We start from the raw sequence: 19,031 nt of genomic DNA, 5'->3' as shown, positions 1-19,031 counted from the left end.
CACAGGCTATAGGATAGAATTGTCATGGAACAAAACGAAACCATCGCCTGGCAGCCTGCCTGCATCGTGGCGCGCGTGCTTTGGATTTCTGAATGACCGATATCCCCAACTGGCCGATCCTCTGGGGCGTGCCGGAAGCCTATACCGCGTTCCTCCTGCGCCGCCGCTTGGGCGAGCATGATGGCCCGCTGATCCATGTTGCGCGTGATGACGCCGCCGTGGCAGCTCTTGCCGACATGCTGGCCTATGTCGAGCCTGATGTGACCGTGCTCCGCTTTCCCGCTTGGGACTGCCTGCCTTACGATCGCGTTTCGCCCAATCCGGCCATCACGGCCGAGCGCGCGGCCACCCTGACACGATTGCTCGAACCATCGGGTAAAACGCGTCGCATCGTGCTGACGACGGTTCACGCCCTGGTGCAGCGCGTGCCGCCCCGTGACGCGTTTCGCAATCAGGCCATAGCGGTCAGGAAAGGCGAGGCGCTCGATCAGGCGATGCTCATCGAGCTTCTCGTCGCAAGCGGCTACACGCGCACAGATACAGTTATGGAAGCCGGAGAATTCGCCACGCGAGGCGGTATTTTCGACCTCTATCCGGCGGGTGAAAGCGAGCCGATCCGCCTCGATCTGTTCGGCGATGAGGTGGATAATATCCGTCGCTTCGACGTGGCGAGCCAGCGTTCGACGGAAACACTCGACGCGTTCAAGCTGCGTCCCGTCTCGGAATATGCGCTCAGCCCTGATGCGATCAGTCGTTTTCGCTCTTCATGGCGTGACCTGTTCGGTCCTTCTTCGGCATCCGATGTCGTCTACGAGCATGTCAGCGAGGGCCGGCGCTTCCCTGGACTGGAGCACTATATCCCGCTCTTTCACGAGCATATGGATACGCTGATCGATTATCTGCCCGAGGCTTCGGTTAGTATCGATCATCAGGTGCCCGATATTCTCAAGGCCCGGCTCGAGATGATTGCCGATCATTTCGAAGCCAGAAAAGCCCCGGCGCGCGAAGCGAGGCCATTTATCGCGCCCTGCCGTCTCATCTGCTTTATCTCAACCGCACGGGCTGGGACGCCATGCTGGCGCGCGTGCCCTGCATCGCGCTCAATCCTTTTGCCAAGCCCGATGCCACGCAGGGCCTTGATGCGGGCGGGCGTCCCGGCCCGATTTTCGTTCGTGGCAAGGATGGCACGCGTGAGGGGGCGTTCGACGCGTTACGCACCCAGCTTGAGTCTTGGGAGAAAGCCGGTCGTCGCTGCTACGTGACGGCCTGGACCAAAGGCTCGCGCGAGCGCATCGCCTCGCTGCTCAAGGAGCATCGCTTCACGACCGAATTGCACGATAGCTGGGCCTCTGCCGCCGGCATCGCGCCCGGGACAGTGGGGCTCGTTGTGCTCGGGCTCGAACGAGGCTTTGTGGGTGAGCGCATGGCGTTCATCTCGGAGCAGGATCTGCTAGGTGAGCGTATCGCCCGCCCGCCCCGACGCAAGCGCCGCGCAGAGCAGTTCATTACCGAAGCGTCTGAAATTGCCGAGGGCGATCTGGTCGTTCATGCCGATTATGGCATCGGGCGCTATGAGGGGCTGGAGACCGTCAGCGATGGCGTGGCGCCGCATGATTGCCTGAGACTGCTTTATGATGGCGCGCAGAAGCTGTTTCTGCCGGTTGAAAATATCGAGCTGCTAAGCCGTTTCGGCTCCGATCAGGGGGGCGTTGCGCTCGACAAGTTGGGCGGTCAGGCCTGGCAGGCGCGCAAGGCCAAGATGAAGGAGCGCATTCGCGACATGGCGGGCGAACTGATACGCACCGCCGCCGGTCGCGCCATGAAAGAGGCGCCGTCGCTCATGCCTGCCGAAGGGCTATGGGACGAGTTCTGTGCGCGTTTCCCCTTTGTCGAGACAGAGGACCAGTCGCGTGCCATTGCCGATGTGCTGGAAGACCTGACCTCAGGGCGCCCGATGGACCGTCTGGTTTGCGGTGATGTGGGTTTTGGAAAGACGGAAGTGGCCCTGCGCGCCGCCTTTGTTGCCGCGCTATCCGGGGTTCAGGTGGCCGTGGTCGTGCCGACCACGCTTCTGGCGCGTCAGCATTTCCGCAGCTTTTCGACGCGTTTCGAGGGTTTCCCGGTGCGTATCGCTCAGCTCTCGCGTCTTGTGACGGCAAAGGAAGCCGCCGAGACCCGTCGCGGTCTGGAAGCGGGCGAGGTCGATATCGTGGTCGGCACGCACGCGCTGATCGCCAAATCGGTGGCTTTTGCCAATCTTGGCCTGCTTATTATCGATGAGGAGCAGCATTTCGGCGTCGCGCACAAGGAGCGTCTCAAGTCGCTGCGTGAAGACGTGCATGTTCTGACCCTCTCGGCCACACCGCTTCCCCGCACGCTTCAGCTCTCCCTGAGTGGCGTGCGAGAAATGAGCCTGATTGCGACGCCGCCCACAGACAGGCTGGCGGTGCGCACCTTCATCACGCCTTTCGACAGCGTGATGATTCGTGAAGCTATCCAGCGCGAGCGTTTTCGCGGCGGCCAGATTTTCTGCGTCGTGCCGCGCATTGAGGATATGGATCGTATGGCGGAACGCCTGCGAGACATTGTGCCCGACGCAAAGACCGTTCAGGCCCATGGGCGTCTGACACCCGCCGAACTCGAACGCGTCATGACCGAGTTTTCCGACGGGCGCTACGATGTTCTGCTGTCGACCAATATTGTGGAAAGCGGGCTCGACATGCCTGCCGTCAATACGCTCATCATTCATCGCGCCGATATGTTCGGTCTCGGTCAGCTTTACCAGCTTCGCGGGCGTGTAGGCCGAGGCAAGCAGCGTGGTTATGCCTATCTGACCTGGCCGCAGAGTCATCGCCTGTCGGTCGCTTCTGAAAAGCGGCTGGAGATCATGCAGACGCTCGACACGCTCGGCGCCGGTTTTACTCTTGCCTCGCACGATCTCGATCTGCGTGGTGCAGGCAACCTGCTTGGCGATGAGCAATCCGGTCATATCAAGGAAGTCGGTATCGAGCTTTATCAGCAGATGCTCGAAGATGCCGTCACCACCATGCGTCTTCAGCGCGACCAGAAGCGCGCGGAAGACAAGGACTGGACGCCCAACATCATTCTCGGACTGCCGGTTCTGATTCCCGAAACCTATGTGCGCGATCTGCCTGTGCGTCTGGGCCTCTATCGCCGCATCGCAGGGCTTGAGGGTGAGGCAGAACTCGATGCCATGCGTGCCGAGATGGTCGACCGCTTCGGCTCTCTGCCGCAAGAGGTCGAAAATCTGCTCGACGTCGTGATCATCAAGCGGCTTTGCAGTGCCGCCGGGGTGGATCGTCTCGAGGCAGGGCCGAAGGGTATGGTCATCCAGTTCCGTAACCGCAAGTTCCGCAACCCGATGGGTCTGCTCAAATGGGTCGAACGTCACAAGGATCAGGGCGTGAAACTTCGCCCCGATCAGAAGCTTGCCGTGGTGCGTGAGATGACCAATGCCCAGCGTATTACCATGGCACGCAAGGTTATGGGCGCCATGAAGAAGCTGGCCGAAAAGGCCGATAGCTGAGGCGGGGCGTGATGCGGGGCTTTGCCCCGCTCCCCGGATAGGCGCGCGCCTACCGACACATCGTGTGAAAGCGGTTCCAAAGGGTGATGGTCTTCTGACAGGGGATGGGGCAGGCGTTCCGTGAAGGCAACTTATCACGGTCTTATTTGTTCGATAGATATCGAACAAATGGAGAGACTCATGCTGACACTCGATCTTTCAGGCCAGAAAGCGCTTGTTACCGGCTCGACCGGCGGAATCGGTCTGGCGATTGCCGAGCGTCTGGCTCAGGCTGGCGCCCATGTGATTGTGAACGGGCGTGGCGAGGAACGGACGCAAGCGGCGACCGATACGATCCGCAAGAAGCTGCCTGAAGCACAGGTAACCGGCTTTGCCGGTGACGTGGCGCAGCCCGAGATTATCGCCAGGCTGCAAGAGGCGCATCCTGAGCTCGATGTTCTGGTCAATAATCTCGGCATCTTCGAGGAAGTGCCTTTTGCCGAAATCTCTGACGACGACTGGCTGCGTTTTTTCGATATCAATGTGATGAGCGGGGTGCGTCTTTCGCGTGCCTATCTGCCGGGCATGGTGACAAAGAAGCGTGGGCGGATCGTTTTCATCTCAAGTGAGTCGGGGCTGAATATTCCGGCCGAAATGATCCATTACGGGTTCAGTAAGGCGGCTCAGATTGCGATTGCACGTGGTCTTGCTGAAAGCGTTGCGGGTAGTGGGGTGACGGTCAACAGTGTGCTGCCGGGCCCGACCCGCACAGAGGGCGTGATGACCATGATCCGGAAAGCTGCGGAGAAATCGGGCCATACGCCGGAGGAAACCGAGGCGAATTTTCTGAAAAACAATCGCCCGACCTCGCTGTTGCAGAGGCTGGAAGAGCCGGAAGAAGTGGCGAACATGGTTGCTATATCTGTTCGCCGCTCGCCTCGGCAACGTCAGGCGCTGCGCTACGTGTTGAAGGCGGATTGCTGCGCCATCCGGGCTGAGCAGCCTAACTTTGTAAGAGGCGCGTGAAGCGCCCCTTACAGGTCTTAATTGACGGGAATGGGGATCGAATTCACTTTTAGAATGCCGCCATCGAGGGCCAGATCCCAGATTACCTGATTGCCGTTGTGATGGCCCATGAACTGAGCGACCGAAAGCGCGGTCGTGACGCCTGTCGGCAGGACAGGGCGAATGGTGGCAAGCAGATCGTTAAGATCGGTGATGGTGATATGCAGGCGCCGGTGCTGGTGGCGGCATTATGGCCCGGGGTGATCCAGCCTGAGCCGTCGAGACGACCCTTGGCCCAAAGAGCCTGAAGCGACGAGATCGTGATTCTGCCGGAGGGCGTGCTCGTGTTTTCGAGCATCTGCTCGGGAATGGTCAGGGTGGTGTTGACGCTGCCGGGCAGGGCCGAGCCTCCGGGTGCCGATAGCCCGGACGAAGCGACGACGACATCGATGCCGCCAGATGTCTGACTTGCCCGCAGCGTCACAGTGATCTGTTCGGCTGAATAATGCGTATCGCCATCTGACAGGGCGACCTTGTTCCAGATCATTTCCGCCACTGCACCCTGATGCAGAGCCTCGCGCAGGTTGCGCAGGGCGGGACGCCCGTCGACGCCATGACAGCTCGCGGGCGAGGCATTATGGATCAACTTCAGAAGCCCCAGAGAAACGAGGCCGTTGGCGTCGCGCAGATTGGGCAAGGTCAGATGCCCCTGGCGATCTCTCACCGTGACCTGTTGTACCTGAACCGATGCCGCGGCTCCGGTAAGGCGCGCGGAATAGCCTGTCATGCCGAGCGAGGCAGCTCCCATCGTTCGTGTGGCCGAATCGGTGCTCATACACGCGGCGGGAACAGCGTCGGCTCTGGCCGAGTGGGGCAGAGCGCCGATGGCGAGCAAAGTCAGAAGTGAGGCGGTGGCGTATTTCATGGGCATCACGATGGGGTTGTTCATGATGCCAGACAACCGGAATTTTGCGGCAGGAGTGCGGCATCCCGCTTTCATCGCGCCGGATGTGTTCGCGGGTGCTCTGGCCGGAACCGCCCTAAGGCAAGCTGAGTGCGTGCAGCCTCTTGCTGCGTCAGGGGCAGGGCTCGATAAGAGGGGCGCGGGCACGGTCGGCAATCGGCTGGCGGAATGCAGGCTGGCAAGAGGGATGTAAGCGATGAGTGGATTGGACCCGGAAGATTTCGCACCGCTGCGAGCGCTCGCCCATCGAATGCTCGACGACGTGTTCGATCGTGCCGAGCATATGGGCGAGGGGCCGGTCTGGCAGCCCATGCCGGAGAACGCGCGTGAGGCCTTCAGGCAAGATCTGCCGCAGGAAGGCAAGGCGGCAGAGACTATTTACAATCAGTTTCTCGAGCAGATACGCCCCTATTCCAATGGCAATCCTCATCCCGGTTTCATGGGTTGGGTGCAGGGGGCAGGCACGCCGATCGGCATTCTGGCCGAGTTGCTCGCTGCCAGTCTGAACGATAATTGCGGTGGGCGCGACCATGCGGCCATTGAAGTCGAGCGTCAGGTGATTCGCTGGGCAGCAGAGATGGTCGGGATGCCGGCAGATTCGTCGGGCTGCCTGGTCACCGGGTCTTCACTGGCCAATTTCATCGGTATCATCACGGCAAGTCGCGCGGTCGATCCCACCATACGCCAGCATGGCGTAGCGGCGCGCAGGCTTGTGGGCTACGCCGCTGAAACGGCGCATGGCTGTGTCAGCCGTGCTTTCGATCTGGCCGGGCTCGGCAGCGAGGCGCTGCGACTGATCCCGGTGGACGAACTCCATCGCATGGACGATGGGGCGCTTGCGGCGCGCATCCGGGAAGATCGTGCGGCAGGCTATCATCCTTTCATCATTATCGGCACGGCGGGCAGCGTCGATTGCGGGGCGGTCGATCCGCTGGAGGCCCTCGCCGATATCGCGCAGGCAGAGAAATGCTGGTTTCATGTCGATGGCGCTTTTGGGGCCTTCGCCCGTCTGTCGCCCGTGCACGCGATCATGCTCGACGGTATTGAGAGAGCCGATAGTCTGGCGCTCGATTTCCATAAATGGGGGCAGGTGCCCTACGACGCCGGATGCGTTCTGGTGCGCGATCGGGCAGCCCATGCGCAGGCGTTTGCTCAGTCGCTCAGCTATCTGACGCGTGCCGATCGCGGGCTCGCGGGCAATGCGCCTTGGCCCTGCGATTTCGGGCCTGATCTGTCTCGCGGGTTTCGCGCGTTGAAGGTATGGATGACGCTCGCGCATTACGGGGCGCCGCGCATGGGCGAAATGGTGGCCGAATGCTGCGACGTGGCCCGTTATCTGGCCGAATGCGTCGAGAGCAACGAACGCTACCTGCTTATGGCGCCAGTCGCCCTCAATATCGTGTGCTTCACTCTGGTCGATTTCGACGATGACGCGATCGACGAACTGGTCAAGGATCTGCATGAGAGCGGTGTTGCCGCCCCCTCGACGACACGCATAGAGGGGCGATTGGTGATCAGGGCGGCGATTGTGAACCATCGCACCACGCGGGCGACGATCGACGCTATGCTCAAACAGATCGGTGAGTTAGCTGAAAAATACGGGCAGCTGCTCGGATAACTTCGCTACTCTCTCTCCCAATGACGGATAGCCTGAGGCAACGCTCAGGCCGGGTCGGGGTGGCACCATCCAGCCTCCCGAAGGAGCACGATGCATCGATCGTCTTCGAAAACGAGCAACCTGGAGAAAACGTGGGGTTGCTAAAATCCATCTGGCAGGAAGAACTCGCTCGCCGCCCGTTGTGCAACGAGATGGGCCGTTACCGGAACCCGGCAGCGTGTGCTGACCGCCAAGATGGGCTCGTAAGAAGCGCTTTTCAAAACAGACGGCAGCTCGCCTGAGCAGGGGAGTGAGTCAGGCGATCTCGGCGCAGTTAACCCCGCGTTGAGGCTCCCCTAACAAAGGCGTCTGACGATGTGTGTGTGTGAGGGCGGCCCACAGAATCCGCCCCAAGCGTTCCGCCCGGTCGATGCAGCCCGGAGGCGCGACACCGGCCACGAACCGCCTCTATCGGGCGACGAACAGGTCCGAAAGCTGTTTGATCATCGTGCCACCGAGTTCCTCGGCATTGGTGAGCGTGACCGAATTGCGATAATAGCGCGTCACGTCATGGCCGATACCTATGGCCAAAAGCTCGGTTTCCGGCGAGGATTCGATACGGGCGATGACCGAACGTAGATGGTCTTCGAGATAGGAACTCGGATTGGTCGAGAACGTGCTGTCATCGACAGGCGCCCCGTCGGAAATGACCATTAGAATGCGACGATGTTCTGGCCTGCGACGCAGGCGCTTCCAGGCCCAGAGCAGGGCCTCACCATCGATGTTTTCCTTGAGCAGCCCCTCGCGCAGCATGAGGCCTAGATTGTTGCGGGCGCGACGCAGCGGCGTGTCGGCGTCCTTGTAGATGATGTGACGCAGATCGTTCAGACGTCCCGGCTCCGGGGGGCGACCGGCGGCGACCCAGCGTTCACGACTCTGGCCACCCTTCCATGCGCGAGTGGTGAAGCCGAGAACCTCCGTCTTGACGCCGCAGCGTTCGAGCGTGCGTGCCAATATGTCGCCGCACATGGCAGCGACAGAAATGGGGCGCCCGCGCATCGAGCCGGAATTATCGATCAACAGGGTCACGACCGTATCGCGGAATTCGGCCTGACGCTCCGTCTTGTAGGAAAGCGATAGAGTCGGATTGGCGACCACGCGGGCCAGACGGGCCGCGTCGAGAATGCCTTCTTCCTGATCGAAGGCCCATGAGCGCTGTTGTTGCGCCATGAGCTTGCGTTGCAGCCGATGTGCGAGGCGTGAGACCACACCTTGCAAGCTGCTCAGCTGCTGATCGAGTTGCTGGCGCAGTCGCGCGAGTTCATCCGGGTCGCAGAGTTCGGCGGCATCGGCTTCCTCATCGAAAGCCGCGGTGAACATTTTATAGGCTGGCGGGGCGCTGCTGGCCTCGCTCTCCTTCCCCTCGTCATCTTCGAGGTCCCGGCAGGCTGCTCGGCGCCTTCGTCCTGAAGCTCTGAATCGCTCGCTTCCCGACTGTCAGGCTGCTCGGTGGGTTCGGGCTGGAAGCCGTGCGTGTCGCTGTCATCCTGGTCCTGCGGCGAGGGCTCGTCGTCAGGCTGGTCCGACTCCGTCTGACTGTCATCGTCCTGATCCGGGTCGTCTGCCTGGCTCTCGTCATTCGGCTCAGGTTCTTCGGTCAGATCGAAAGCCTTGAACAGACCTGAACACGCTTCGGCAAAGCGCTGCTGGTCCATCTGCGACGAGGCAAGTTTCTTCAGGGCGCGTTGAGCATCTGGCGAGAGTGTCTCGCGCCAGGCATTCAGGGCAGGGCCAGCCTGCGACGGGGAGGCCTCGCCCGAGAGCGCCTCGCGCACCAGAAGCGGAAGGGCCACAGAGGTGGGCATATCGTCGCGCGCTGCCATGCGACCGTAACCGCTTTCGTGACAGTCTAACGCAAGTTTCTGGCGCAGATTGGCCTGCACGCCGGCCATATGTCGCGCGCCGAACACCTCGCAGCGTACCTGCTCGAGCGTGTCATAAAGCGGGCGTGTTTCCGGCGTGTCGCTGTTTTGCGGCAGGGGGGAGAGCGCATTGTCGTGATGCTTCAGTCGCAGGGCTGCGGCGTCGGCCGCGCCGCGCACGCGTTGCATTTCCTGCGGGGTGAGGGCACGCGACACATAGGGAAGCTGGATGCCCGTCGCTTGCTTTGACGTTGCGGAGGCGGCAAAGCTGATTTCGGTCTCGGCCTCACCCGACATGGCGCGCAGGGCAGCAGTCGTGGCGCGCCGAAAGGCATCGGTGCGCTCACTGCCGGGCAGGGCGAGATCGGTCGTATTGCGGTCTGGCGTCTTCGGCCTGGGGGAAGCCATGAACCGGCCCCTTCAGGTATTCAGTGGGGACTGGTTGAAGCAACGCTGATAATATTCAGCAACGATCCCTCGCTCGGCCTCATCACATTTGTTCAGGAAAGTGAGACGGAACGCGAAAGCCAGATCGCCAAAGATACGCTCGTTCTCGGCCCAAGTGATGACAGCGCGTGGCGACATGACTGTCGAGATATCCCCCGCCATGAACCCGGCGCGGGTCAGATTGGCAAGCGCGACCATGCTTTCGAGGCGCTTGGTAATGGCAGGCTCGTCACCCAGACCGAGCTTGGCGCGCACAATACCGACTTCCTGATCGAGCGGCAGGTAGTTGAGCGAGGCCACGATGTTCCAGCGGTCCATCTGGCCCTGATTGATCTGCTGCGTGCCATGATAAAGCCCGGTCGTGTCGCCAAGTCCGACTGTGTTGGCTGTGGCGAAAAGGCGGAAGCCGGAATGGGGGCGGATAACGCGGTTCTGGTCGAGAAGGGTCAGGTGACCCTCTGCCTCGAGCACGCGCTGGATGACGAACATCACATCGGGGCGACCGGCATCGTATTCGTCGAAAATCAGAGCGACAGGGTGTTGCAGGCACCAGGCAGCAGACCTTCGCGGAACTCCGTGATCTGCTTGCCGTCACGCAAAACGATAGCGTCCTTGCCGATCAGATCGATACGCGAAATATGGCTGTCGAGATTGATACGAACCGTCGGCCAGTTCAGCCGGGCCGCGATCTGTTCGATATGAGACGATTTGCCGGTGCCATGAAAGCCCTGCACCATGACGCGACGATTATTGGCAAAGCCTGCCAGAATAGCGCGCGTGGTGTCGCAGTCGAACTGATAGCTGGGGTCGATATCGGGCACATGCTCGGTGCGGATAGAGAAGGCAGGCACCTCCATATCGCAATCGATTCCGAAAACGTCACGGGCGGAGACGATCCGATCGGGCGCGCCAAGTACATGGGTGGGCACCGCGTTCTGTTCAGCGGTGACAACCGTTTCCGGTGCGTCGATGGAGGCGAGATCGCTCATGGGTTCAATCCGTCTTTCACTCTGTCTTGCGACAGTCTGTCTTGTCAGGTTCTGGTCGAGGATATGGTCATGTTTCCCCCGATGGCCAGAGGGAAAAGCGCAATAAACCGGTCTAGAGACTGACCAGATGTGCGCGAATCGCACTATAGGCGACGCTGACCGTCTTGAAACGGTCTTCGGCGGCAGGATCTCCCGCATTGGCGTCGGGGTGATGCTTGCGGGCCAGTTCCTTGTAGCGCTGTTTGAGCGCTTCTACTGTCACCGGCCAGTCGAGTGCGAGGGCGCGAAGATGTTCGCGCAGTGCCGGTGGGGCAGCATCACGGGCCTGCTGGTGGCGCTGTTTGGCGGCCTGGGCCCGTCTGGCGCGGGTCGATGAGAGGATATCGAGCGGGTCGAGAACCTCTTCCTCATCGAAATGCTGCCCGCCTCGTGTGCCCAGTTTCCATGACGGGCGCTGCCAGGAAATATCGGCCCTGAGCTGGGACTCGATCTGACCGGGCGTCATACCTTTGTAGAAATCCCAGCGAGCGTTGTATTGACGGACATGGTCCAGACAGAACCAGAAATATTGCCGTAGTTGCGTGCGGTCCTTTGGCGCACGATATCCCGCATGCTCGGTGCAGCCGGGCATGTCGCAATAGCGCTCCGGTGCATCGGGATCAGGGTCAAATGCCCTGTGTTTGGTAGATTTGCGCTGCATGATCGGGTTTATGTGCGTTGTTAGAGACGCCGATGCAAGAAGGGAGTGTTCATGAGTGACCTCAAGGAACGTGCAGCACGCATGCAAGCCATCCTCGATGCTGCATTGCAGCCTGTCGAGATGACAATACGAGACGACAGCAAGCGTCACGCCCATCATGCCGGGCGTAACGGGGTTGAAGGTGACGAGACCCATTTCACCATGACAATCGTGAGCGATCGCTTCGGGGGCGTTAATCGCGTGGCGCGTCACAGGTTGGTGAACGAGCTGCTCAAGCCGGAATTCGCCTCCGGGCTACATGCACTTTCCCTTACCCTGTCGGCACCGGGTGAACGATGAGGGTCGCAACGCGCCTGCTCTCGGGCCTGACGCTTGCGGGCGTGCTCGCGGGCTGTGCCGTGAACGGCATGGAGGGACTCTCCGCCCAGCAGCAGTATGAGGCGCATCGTGTCGAGGCGGCGCTCAACCGCCCGTTAACGCTCGAAGGGCATTTCGTTCAGGTCGGGCCAGGGCAGAATGGCGGTGCAGGGCATTTCTCCTATCGTCCCGGTACCCTTGCTCTGGATTATGTGTCTCCGCATGCCATGACGCTCCGGGCTTCCGGCACGCATCTGGTGGTCGACGATTCCCAGACGGGGGCAGTGACCAGAGTCAGTCTGGCGCGTAACCCGCTGGGACTTCTGCTGCATGTGCCAGTACGTTTTGCAGGCGCCATAAGAGTTACGGACATACGCACCACGACCGGGGCGGCGCAGATTTCACTCGCGGAAGCCGATAATCCGTCACAGGGTCTGTTGACCCTGCAACTGATCGAGGCTGAAGGTCGGCTTCAGCTTTCCAGGCTCGATGGCGTCGATGCGCGAGGAAACCGAATTGTCCTGTCGCTCTCTGACGTGACCGAGACCGGAGCCGCCGCGAAGAATTGAGGCCAGGTGGCGAGAAGTGCTGTGTCCAGATCGCCCATCGTGAGGGTTGGGTCAAAGCGTGTCACACTGGTTACACCGAATTCCCTGAGGCCGCAGGGAATGATGCCATCGAAGTCGCTCAGGCGCGGGTCGAAATTGATCGAGATCCCGTGCCAGGAGACCCAGCGGCTTACCCTGATGCCGATGGCGGCGATCTTGGTCTCCAGCCCCGAAAGCGGGTCGTTGACCCACACACCGATTCGTCCGCATTCGGTGCGTCCCTTGATGCCAAGCTGAGCCAGGCTGGCGATCACCCATCTCTCCAGGCTTTGCACGAAGCGCGCAGATCGCGCGCCGGGGGTCGGGCCGTGACTGCGTTGCAGATCGAGCATCACATAGACGATTCTCTGGCCCGGCCCATGATAGGTCCACTGGCCGCCGCGCCCTGCATCATAGGTAGGTAGCTGGTCCGGGTTGAGCAGATCGGCTGGTTTTGCCGAGGTGCCTGCCGTGTAGAGGCGTGGATGTTCCAAAAACCACAGACGTTCTTCTGCCTCGCCAGATCTTATGGCCGCAGCACGCTCCTGCATCGTCTTGAACGCCATCTCATAGGGAATCAGATCTTTTTCCCTTTTCCAGGATATTTTGTCGAAAATCGCCTTTTCGGCGATTGCCTGCTCATCAGTCATCGGCTATAGCCCCCTTCACACGAGCGGTATCGCCCAGAGCGGGCCGCTTGTCACGATGCGGTCGTGGCGGAATGGTAGACGCGCAAGCTTGAGGTGCTTGTGGGGGCAACCCCGTGGAAGTTCGAGTCTTCTCGACCGCACCAAGGAACTGGAAGCACCCCCTAAGGGGGGTGCCAGTCCACCAAAAAAATCCCAAAAATTAAGTTAATGCAAGCGAACTTCTCAAGGTATTATGGCTTTTCTAGCCGTGACGTTTTGTGAGCCGTGACGTTTTGTGAAATGTTTGCACGTGCCATCACTTTGCCGAAGTTTGCTGTCCAGATGCTGGTTAAGAAGCAATCATCGTGCAATCTGTCAGTATGGTCCGTGGCTCTAGCTTCGAACAGAACGCTCTGGACTTCGCTGCACACTCTACAGAGATCTAAAGGTCGGAAAACGTGATCAAGCCGCTCAGAAAAGCTGTACTCCCCGTTGCTGGTATGGGAACGCGCTTTCTCCCTGCCACCAAGGCCATGCCGAAAGAGATGCTGCCGGTCGTGGACCGCCCTCTCATCCAGTATGCGATTGACGAGGCACGTAAGGCGGGCATCGATCAGTTCTGTCTGATTACCGGCCGCGGTAAGGATAGCCTGATCGACTATTTCGACGTGGCATTCGAGCTCGAAACCACGCTCAGGGAGCGTGGCAAGAACGCGCTGCTCGAAACGCTTCAGCCAAGTTCCATCGAGGCAGGCTCCCTCGCGGCCGTTCGTCAGCAGGAACCGCTTGGCCTTGGTCATGCGATCTGGTGCGCGCGCTCATTCATCGGTGACGATCCTTTCGCGATCCTTCTTCCAGACGATATCGTGCAGGGTGAGAAGGGCTGCGTCGCGCAGCTGGTCGAGGTTTACAACCAGACCGGTGGCAATGTCGTAGCCGTTTCCGAAGTGCCTAAAGAGCACACGAACCGTTACGGTATCCTCGATGTTGGCAAGGATGACGGCAAGCTGGTTGAAGTGAAGGGGCTGGTTGAAAAGCCAAACCCGGAAGACGCGCCCTCCAATCTTTCGATCATCGGTCGCTATGTGCTGCTGCCCGAGATCATGACCCATCTATCCAAGCTGGAACGTGGTGCCGGTGGCGAGGTCCAGCTTACGGATGCCATGGCCAAGATGATCGGTCATGCGCCGTTCCACGGTCTGCGTTACGATGGTATTCGTTACGATTGCGGCGACAAGGCCGGGTATCTCGAAGCCCAGATTGCCTTTGCGCTCGAGCGCCCCGATCTGCGCGAAGCGATGCGTGGGTTCATCAAGAAATATGCCAATGCCTGATGGACACTCTGTTTCGACATGAGTTCCATCCTTCCATACTGCGGGAATATGATATCCGCGGGGTGGTTGGTAAAACGCTTTTTGAAAACGACGCTCAGGCTCTGGGCGTCGTTTTTGCGTCTGTGCTGCGCCAGCAGGGCCTGAATGATGTCATCGTCGGGCATGATGGACGTGACAGCTCTCCCGGACTCGAATGGGCTCTGGTCGAGGGACTCGTCTCAGGGGGCGTGAGCGTGAGGCGTCTGAGATGTTGCGCGACGCCAGAGCTCTATTTCGCGTCTTTTCGTGAGCAGACGGCAGGCGCCATTATGGTGACGGGAAGCCACAACCCTGTCGGGTATAATGGCTTCAAAATTCTTCTTGATAATCAGCCTTTTTTCGGTGCAGCCCTTCGTGGGATTGCGCAAAACCTGCGTGATGGTGTGCGACTGGGCGGGCAGATCGGTCGGGAGTCGGGTTACTCCGCCGAGGGGCGCTATGAAATGGCGCTTGCGGACGGGCTTCGCCATCGAGCGCGCAAATTGCGTATCGTTTGGGATAACAGCCATTCCTCGGCGTCTCATGCGCTCGGTCGGCTCCTTCCGCGGTTACCCGGCGAGCATATCGTGCTGAATGGAACGGTTGACGGGCTTTTTCCTGCGCATCATCCCGACCCTACCCTTCCCGAAAACATGGTGCAGCTTCAACGCGCCGTGCGCGATCATGCCGCCGATCTCGGTGTCGCCTTCGATGGCGATGCAGATCGCCTTGGGGCGGTGGATGAGACGGGCGCTCTTATCCCGTCAGACCGTCTGTGTCTGCTTTTCGCACAAGCTATTCTCATGGAGCGGCCCGGCGCGATGATTTTGGGCGACGTCAAAATGTCGCAGGTATTCTTTGATGGCGTGGTGGCCGCAGGCGGACGTGTCGCGATGTGTCCTAGTGGTCATTCCGAGGTCAAATCGGAGATGCACGAAACCGACGCGGCTTTTGCGGGTGAAATGTCGGGGCATTTCTTCTTTGCCGATCTCTGGCCGGGATTTGACGATGGGCTCTATGCGGCAATCCGCCTGATCGACCTTCTGGCCGGGCAGGGAGAACCCCTGTCTGCTCTCTGTGATTCTCTTCCCCAACAGGTGTCGACGCCGGAAATTCGGTTCGATTGTGACGACAATATCAAGTTTGGGGTGATCGAGCGGATCATCGCACGTTGCCGTGCGGCTGGGGATGACCTCGTGCTGACGGACGGGTTGCGTGTGAAGGAGGGTAAGGGCTGGTGGTTACTCAGGGCATCGAACACCCAGCCAGCGCTTGTGGCGCGTGTCGAAGGCTGTGATCATTTTGCCTGTCATGACATGATTGTTCGTATTGCAGCCCTGCTTCGGGACGAAGGGGTTTCGCTCCCGGCAATCGAAGGGTTTCCTCTTGTCCCTGGCGAGGCAGGGCGGTGAGGTCGGAACTCAGTTTTTACGAGCCAGGCCAGCTCGTGACGCATCCTGACTGCCCCGATTGGGGCGTCGGGCAAATTCAGAGTGTCACAGAGCACCGCGTGACGATCAACTTCGAGAACAGGGGCAAGGTTCTCGTCAATGCGCGGCTGATCGATCTGATCGTGATCGAGTGAGAAGGCCGAGGGCAAGGTGAGGGCAAGGTGAGGGCACTGCGTTTTCTCACCAGTACGGGGCTCGATCTCCTTTTTCCCCCCACCTGCCTTTCCTGCGGGAGCGAAACCGCTCAGGCCGGTTTGGTTTGTCTTGCCTGTTTTCAGAAGCTGCACCCGGTCGTCGTGTCATGTCGCCATTGTGCTCTGCCTGTGGCATCGGAGGCGTATCTTGATACCAATGGCTGCTGCGCGAAATGTGCCCACCCCGCATATTGCTGGGATGAAGCGCAGGCGGCGTGGCTCTATGAGGACACGGCGCGGCGACTGATCCTGCAATTCAAATACGGCGATCGGCTGGAGAGCGGCGCTTTCCTTGCGCGCGGCATGGTGGCTGCGGGCAGTCGGATTCTGGACGGCGCTGATTACCTTGTTCCGGTGCCACTGCACCGGCGTCGCTTGTGGCACCGTCAGTATAATCAGGCGGCGCTTCTTGCACGGCATATCGCGCGCTTGCAGCCTGGCCCGCGCGTTCTTCCTGATGCTCTGATCCGCCACCGCGCGACGCAAACTCTTGCCAGCCTGTTTCATGACCAGCGCGCAAAGGCGCTTGAAAATGCGTTCAGGGTGGCAGCCACGAAACGTGACCTTCTGGCCGACCAGCATATCGTTCTGATCGACGATATCTTGACCACAGGGGCGACCACCTCCATCTGCGCAAGGCATCTCCGACAGGCGGGGGCGAGGCGTGTGGATCTTCTGGTGGCGGCGCGTACGGTCAAACTGGCCGATGAGCCCGACAAGCTTCACGCTAAATGGCAGTCAAGGATTTAACCAATCGTGCAGAAAATCGAGATCTATACCCAGCCGGGTTGCCCCTATTGTGTGCGCGCCGTGCAGATCCTGGTATCCAAAAACGTCGTATTTGAAGAGATCGACGCGCCGCACGGCACCACTGAGCGTCAGGATGCCATTCGTCGCTCGGGAGGAGTGCGCACCGTGCCGCAGATTTTCGTGGGCGACCAGGCTCTCGGAGGCTGCACCGATCTGATGCAGCTCGATGCCAGCGGCCAGCTCGATGCGATTCTCGGTAAGAAATGATTTGTTATAGACTGCATTGCACGCTCGGGCATGAGTTCGAAGGCTGGTTCCCCAACGCGGAATCCTTCGATACGCAAAAGGCGCGTGGTCTGGTGCTGTGTCCCCAATGCGGTGTAAGCGCGGTCGAGAAAAGTCTCATGGCACCGGCTCTGGCGCGTTCTGCCGAGCCTGCTCCGATCGCCCCGGCCGATCAGATTCGGATCGTGTTGCGTGCCATCAGGAAAGAGGTCGAGTCACGCTGCGACAACGTTGGCGACCGATTTGCCGAAGAAGCGTTGAAGCGTCATGATGCGCGTGACGACGCGGAGCGCCGGTCCGAGCGTGGCATCTATGGCACGATGAGCGACTCCGAAAGGGAAAGGCTCGAAGATGAAGGCGTCGATTTTACCCCGGTTCCCTGGATCGACCGCTCGGAGTCGTAAGGGTCTGTCGAGCGCACGTGCCCTGCTTGCAGGTGCAGCCCATATGGCAAGGCTCGTTCCGCTTCTCGCTCTTCTTGGGGCGGCGCACGCTGTGGCTCAGACTGCCGGCAACCCGCCTGCGCCTGAAGAAGGGCTTTGGCTGGCACAGGATCACGATGGCGTGTTTCAGATCGGTCACTGCGGCGATACGCTCTGCGGAAGGCTGATCGGCATGCAGTATGACGGCCCTGTTCCCAAGGATGTGTGGGGACGTTCACAATGTGGGCTGGTCATGCTGACCGATTTCCGACTAAGCAAGGACGAAAACGTGTGGCGGGGGCATATTCTCGACCCGGAGACAGGGCGTACCTATGATGCCCGTATCCATGCCGAGTCTGCTGAGGTGCTGAAGCTGCGCGGTTTCATTCTTGGAATTCCCCTTTTCGGCAAGACGCAGACCTGGACCCGTTATCGAGGTACGATCGGACCCGAGTGCAAATTGCCCTGAGCCGGAACGCCACCCGAGGAGCTTGAGATCAGACCATGAAGACGACCCTTTCCCGCCGCAGCTTCGCGTTGGGTACCCTTGGCCTGCTAGGATGCGCCACCGCGCAGGCGCAGGACGCGACTGACAAGACACCGGCCGCGCCGCCGCCGCCGCCCAAGCCGGTTTCCAAGACGATCTGTTTCGTCGGGGGCTATACCAAGCATGCGCCTGCGGGTGGCGCCGGTAACGGCGAAGGGATTGCCGTTTTCGAGATGGATCGTGAAAGCGGCGTTTTGACACCGGTCACGACCTTCACCGATATTGCCAGCCCGTCTTTCATCACGCTCTCGCATGACAAGCGCTTTCTTTATGCGCTCAGCGAGATCGATGATTTCAATAAGGATGGTGATGGCTCGGTCACGGCTTTTGCCGTCGATCGCAAGACCGGCTCGCTCAAGAAGCTCAACTCCGTCAGTTCGGGCGGTGCAGTTCCGGCACATCTGAGCGTACACCATTCAGGCCGTTACGTGCTGGTCGCCAACTACATGGGCGGTTCCGTTGGCGTATTGCCGATCCGCCCTGACGGTTCTCTCGGTCCGGCCACAGACGTGGTGCATAACACCGGTCCTCGTCAGCCAGAGCGCGCTGCTGATAACCCTCAGGGTAATTTCGCGGTCTCCGATCATTCGGGGTCGCACCCGCACATGATCCAGAGCGATCCGAGCGGCAAATACGTCATTGCCGACGATGCCGGTCTTGATCGTGTCTATGTCTGGACGCTGAATCTCCAGACGGGTAAGCTGGTTCCTGCCAAGGTGCCTTATTACGACATGACGCCGGGCAGCGCGCCGCGTCACTTCCAGTTCAACCGCTCCGGCAAGCTGATGTATAATCTCTGCGAGCAGGATTCGAAGATCGTCGTCAGTGCCTTCGACCCGCAGACCGGCGCCATCAACAATCTTCAATCGGTCAGCACGGTCACGTCGCATTTCCGCGGCAGCACACTCGCGGCTGAAATTCTGATTTCGGCCGATGACCGCTTTGTCTACGCCTCGAACCGCCTTGGTGATTCGCTCGCGGTGTTCAAGGTTGGTGAAGACGGCACGCTGACCCTGCAGGATGAAGCCTGGATGCATGCCGATTACGGCCGAGCCATGATGTTCGATCCTTCTGGCAATTTCCTGTTCTGTGCCAATCAGCGCAGCGATGCCGTGACCTCCTTCCGCGTCGACAAGGCCAGCGGTCAGCTCGGTTTTACCGAAAACTTTACCCCGGTCGGCAGCCCGACGACGTTCGCGTTCATGGATACGGAAGTCTGAAGCAAGTCTTGAAGAGCAAAGGCGGGTTCGCGCCCGCTTTTGCTCGACGCGGCCATCATTCGGGGATGGGCGCGCAAGGGGATGGTC

The 19,031-nt window shown here is 60.1% G+C and carries 16 protein-coding genes, 1 tRNA gene and 3 pseudogenes; 15 read left to right on the top strand and 5 right to left on the bottom strand.

Annotated features, from left to right (window positions below; all coding sequences use genetic code 11):
• Positions 1-92: 92 nt before the first annotated feature.
• Positions 93-3,547, top strand: a pseudogene (gene mfd / locus JCM25414_RS16845) (transcription-repair coupling factor).
• Between the two features lie 180 nt (positions 3,548-3,727).
• The gene (locus tag JCM25414_RS16840) at positions 3,728-4,552 is read left to right on the top strand and encodes an SDR family NAD(P)-dependent oxidoreductase (RefSeq protein ID WP_369345988.1); all 825 of its coding nucleotides are present in this window, start codon (positions 3,728-3,730) and stop codon (positions 4,550-4,552) included.
• Between the two features lie 82 nt (positions 4,553-4,634).
• On the opposite strand, the gene JCM25414_RS03865 is transcribed toward JCM25414_RS16840, so the two are convergent.
• Positions 4,635-5,318, bottom strand: coding sequence for a hypothetical protein (locus JCM25414_RS03865; protein WP_148300934.1), 684 nt, complete (start codon positions 5,316-5,318; stop codon positions 4,635-4,637).
• Between JCM25414_RS03865 and JCM25414_RS22835 the strand changes: the two genes are divergently transcribed.
• Positions 5,317-5,688, top strand: coding sequence for a hypothetical protein (locus JCM25414_RS22835; protein ID WP_148300933.1), 372 nt, complete (start codon positions 5,317-5,319; stop codon positions 5,686-5,688). The two genes, JCM25414_RS03865 and JCM25414_RS22835, sit on opposite strands and share 2 nt — an antisense overlap.
• Positions 5,689-5,691: 3 nt before the next feature.
• The gene (locus JCM25414_RS03855; protein WP_025840787.1) at positions 5,692-7,113 is read left to right on the top strand and encodes a pyridoxal phosphate-dependent decarboxylase family protein; all 1,422 of its coding nucleotides are present in this window, start codon (positions 5,692-5,694) and stop codon (positions 7,111-7,113) included.
• A 447-nt stretch (positions 7,114-7,560) separates the two neighbouring features.
• Here the strand turns inward: JCM25414_RS03855 and JCM25414_RS16835 are convergent.
• From JCM25414_RS16835 to JCM25414_RS03835, 3 genes and pseudogenes are all read right to left on the bottom strand, one after another.
• Positions 7,561-9,422 (bottom strand): annotated as a pseudogene (locus JCM25414_RS16835) (cobaltochelatase CobT-related protein).
• 12 nt (positions 9,423-9,434) lie between these two features.
• A pseudogene (locus JCM25414_RS16830) lies at positions 9,435-10,450 on the bottom strand (AAA family ATPase).
• Between the two features lie 112 nt (positions 10,451-10,562).
• Entirely contained in the window at positions 10,563-11,150 is a 588-nt protein-coding gene (locus JCM25414_RS03835; RefSeq protein WP_035442586.1) for a DnaJ domain-containing protein, read from the bottom strand.
• A gap of 51 nt (positions 11,151-11,201) precedes the next feature.
• Here JCM25414_RS03835 and JCM25414_RS03830 point away from each other — a divergent pair, with 51 nt between their 5' ends.
• Positions 11,202-11,489, top strand: coding sequence for a BolA family protein (locus JCM25414_RS03830; RefSeq protein ID WP_025840784.1), 288 nt, complete (start codon positions 11,202-11,204; stop codon positions 11,487-11,489).
• Positions 11,486-12,076 carry a LolA family protein gene (locus tag JCM25414_RS22260; protein ID WP_081775782.1) on the top strand — a complete coding sequence of 197 codons (591 nt, stop codon included), beginning with the start codon at positions 11,486-11,488 and terminating at the stop codon, positions 12,074-12,076. Before JCM25414_RS03830 ends, JCM25414_RS22260 begins: the two co-directional genes overlap by 4 nt.
• Here the strand turns inward: JCM25414_RS22260 and lipB are convergent.
• Positions 11,980-12,744: a lipoyl(octanoyl) transferase LipB gene (lipB, locus tag JCM25414_RS03820; RefSeq protein ID WP_051535671.1), complete on the bottom strand. Its 765-nt coding sequence runs from the start codon at positions 12,742-12,744 to the stop codon at positions 11,980-11,982. The two genes, JCM25414_RS22260 and lipB, sit on opposite strands and share 97 nt — an antisense overlap.
• A gap of 57 nt (positions 12,745-12,801) precedes the next feature.
• Between lipB and JCM25414_RS03815 the strand changes: the two genes are divergently transcribed.
• The 9 genes from JCM25414_RS03815 to JCM25414_RS03775 all read left to right on the top strand — a co-directional run bounded on the left by JCM25414_RS03815 (position 12,802) and on the right by JCM25414_RS03775 (position 18,944).
• Positions 12,802-12,887, top strand: a tRNA-Leu gene (locus tag JCM25414_RS03815).
• A gap of 294 nt (positions 12,888-13,181) precedes the next feature.
• A complete protein-coding gene (gene galU / locus JCM25414_RS03810) occupies positions 13,182-14,057 on the top strand; it encodes a UTP--glucose-1-phosphate uridylyltransferase GalU (RefSeq protein WP_025840781.1) in 876 nt (291 codons plus the stop codon).
• Entirely contained in the window at positions 14,057-15,487 is a 1,431-nt protein-coding gene (locus tag JCM25414_RS03805) for a phosphomannomutase/phosphoglucomutase (RefSeq protein ID WP_051535670.1), read from the top strand. Before galU ends, JCM25414_RS03805 begins: the two co-directional genes overlap by 1 nt.
• Positions 15,484-15,660 (top strand): DUF3553 domain-containing protein, encoded by a 177-nt coding sequence (locus JCM25414_RS22255; protein WP_081775781.1) that lies wholly within the window; start codon positions 15,484-15,486, stop codon positions 15,658-15,660. The genes JCM25414_RS03805 and JCM25414_RS22255 overlap by 4 nt, the downstream gene beginning before the upstream one ends.
• 27 nt (positions 15,661-15,687) lie before the next feature.
• The gene (locus tag JCM25414_RS03795) at positions 15,688-16,470 is read left to right on the top strand and encodes a ComF family protein (protein WP_025840779.1); all 783 of its coding nucleotides are present in this window, start codon (positions 15,688-15,690) and stop codon (positions 16,468-16,470) included.
• A 6-nt stretch (positions 16,471-16,476) separates the two neighbouring features.
• Positions 16,477-16,737 carry a glutaredoxin 3 gene (gene grxC / locus JCM25414_RS03790; RefSeq protein WP_025840778.1) on the top strand — a complete coding sequence of 87 codons (261 nt, stop codon included), beginning with the start codon at positions 16,477-16,479 and terminating at the stop codon, positions 16,735-16,737.
• Positions 16,734-17,159: a DUF1178 family protein gene (locus JCM25414_RS03785; RefSeq protein ID WP_025840777.1), complete on the top strand. Its 426-nt coding sequence runs from the start codon at positions 16,734-16,736 to the stop codon at positions 17,157-17,159. The genes grxC and JCM25414_RS03785 overlap by 4 nt, the downstream gene beginning before the upstream one ends.
• A 43-nt stretch (positions 17,160-17,202) precedes the next feature.
• Positions 17,203-17,646: a DUF2147 domain-containing protein gene (locus JCM25414_RS03780; protein ID WP_025840776.1), complete on the top strand. Its 444-nt coding sequence runs from the start codon at positions 17,203-17,205 to the stop codon at positions 17,644-17,646.
• 35 nt (positions 17,647-17,681) lie between these two features.
• A complete protein-coding gene (locus tag JCM25414_RS03775; RefSeq protein WP_025840775.1) occupies positions 17,682-18,944 on the top strand; it encodes a lactonase family protein in 1,263 nt (420 codons plus the stop codon).
• Positions 18,945-19,031 lie beyond the last annotated feature (87 nt).

This window comes from Asaia platycodi JCM 25414 (assembly GCF_000614545.1).
In the GTDB taxonomy this organism is placed as follows: Bacteria; Pseudomonadota; Alphaproteobacteria; order Acetobacterales; family Acetobacteraceae; genus Asaia; species Asaia platycodi.
This window is presented reverse-complemented; position numbering and strand designations above follow the sequence as displayed.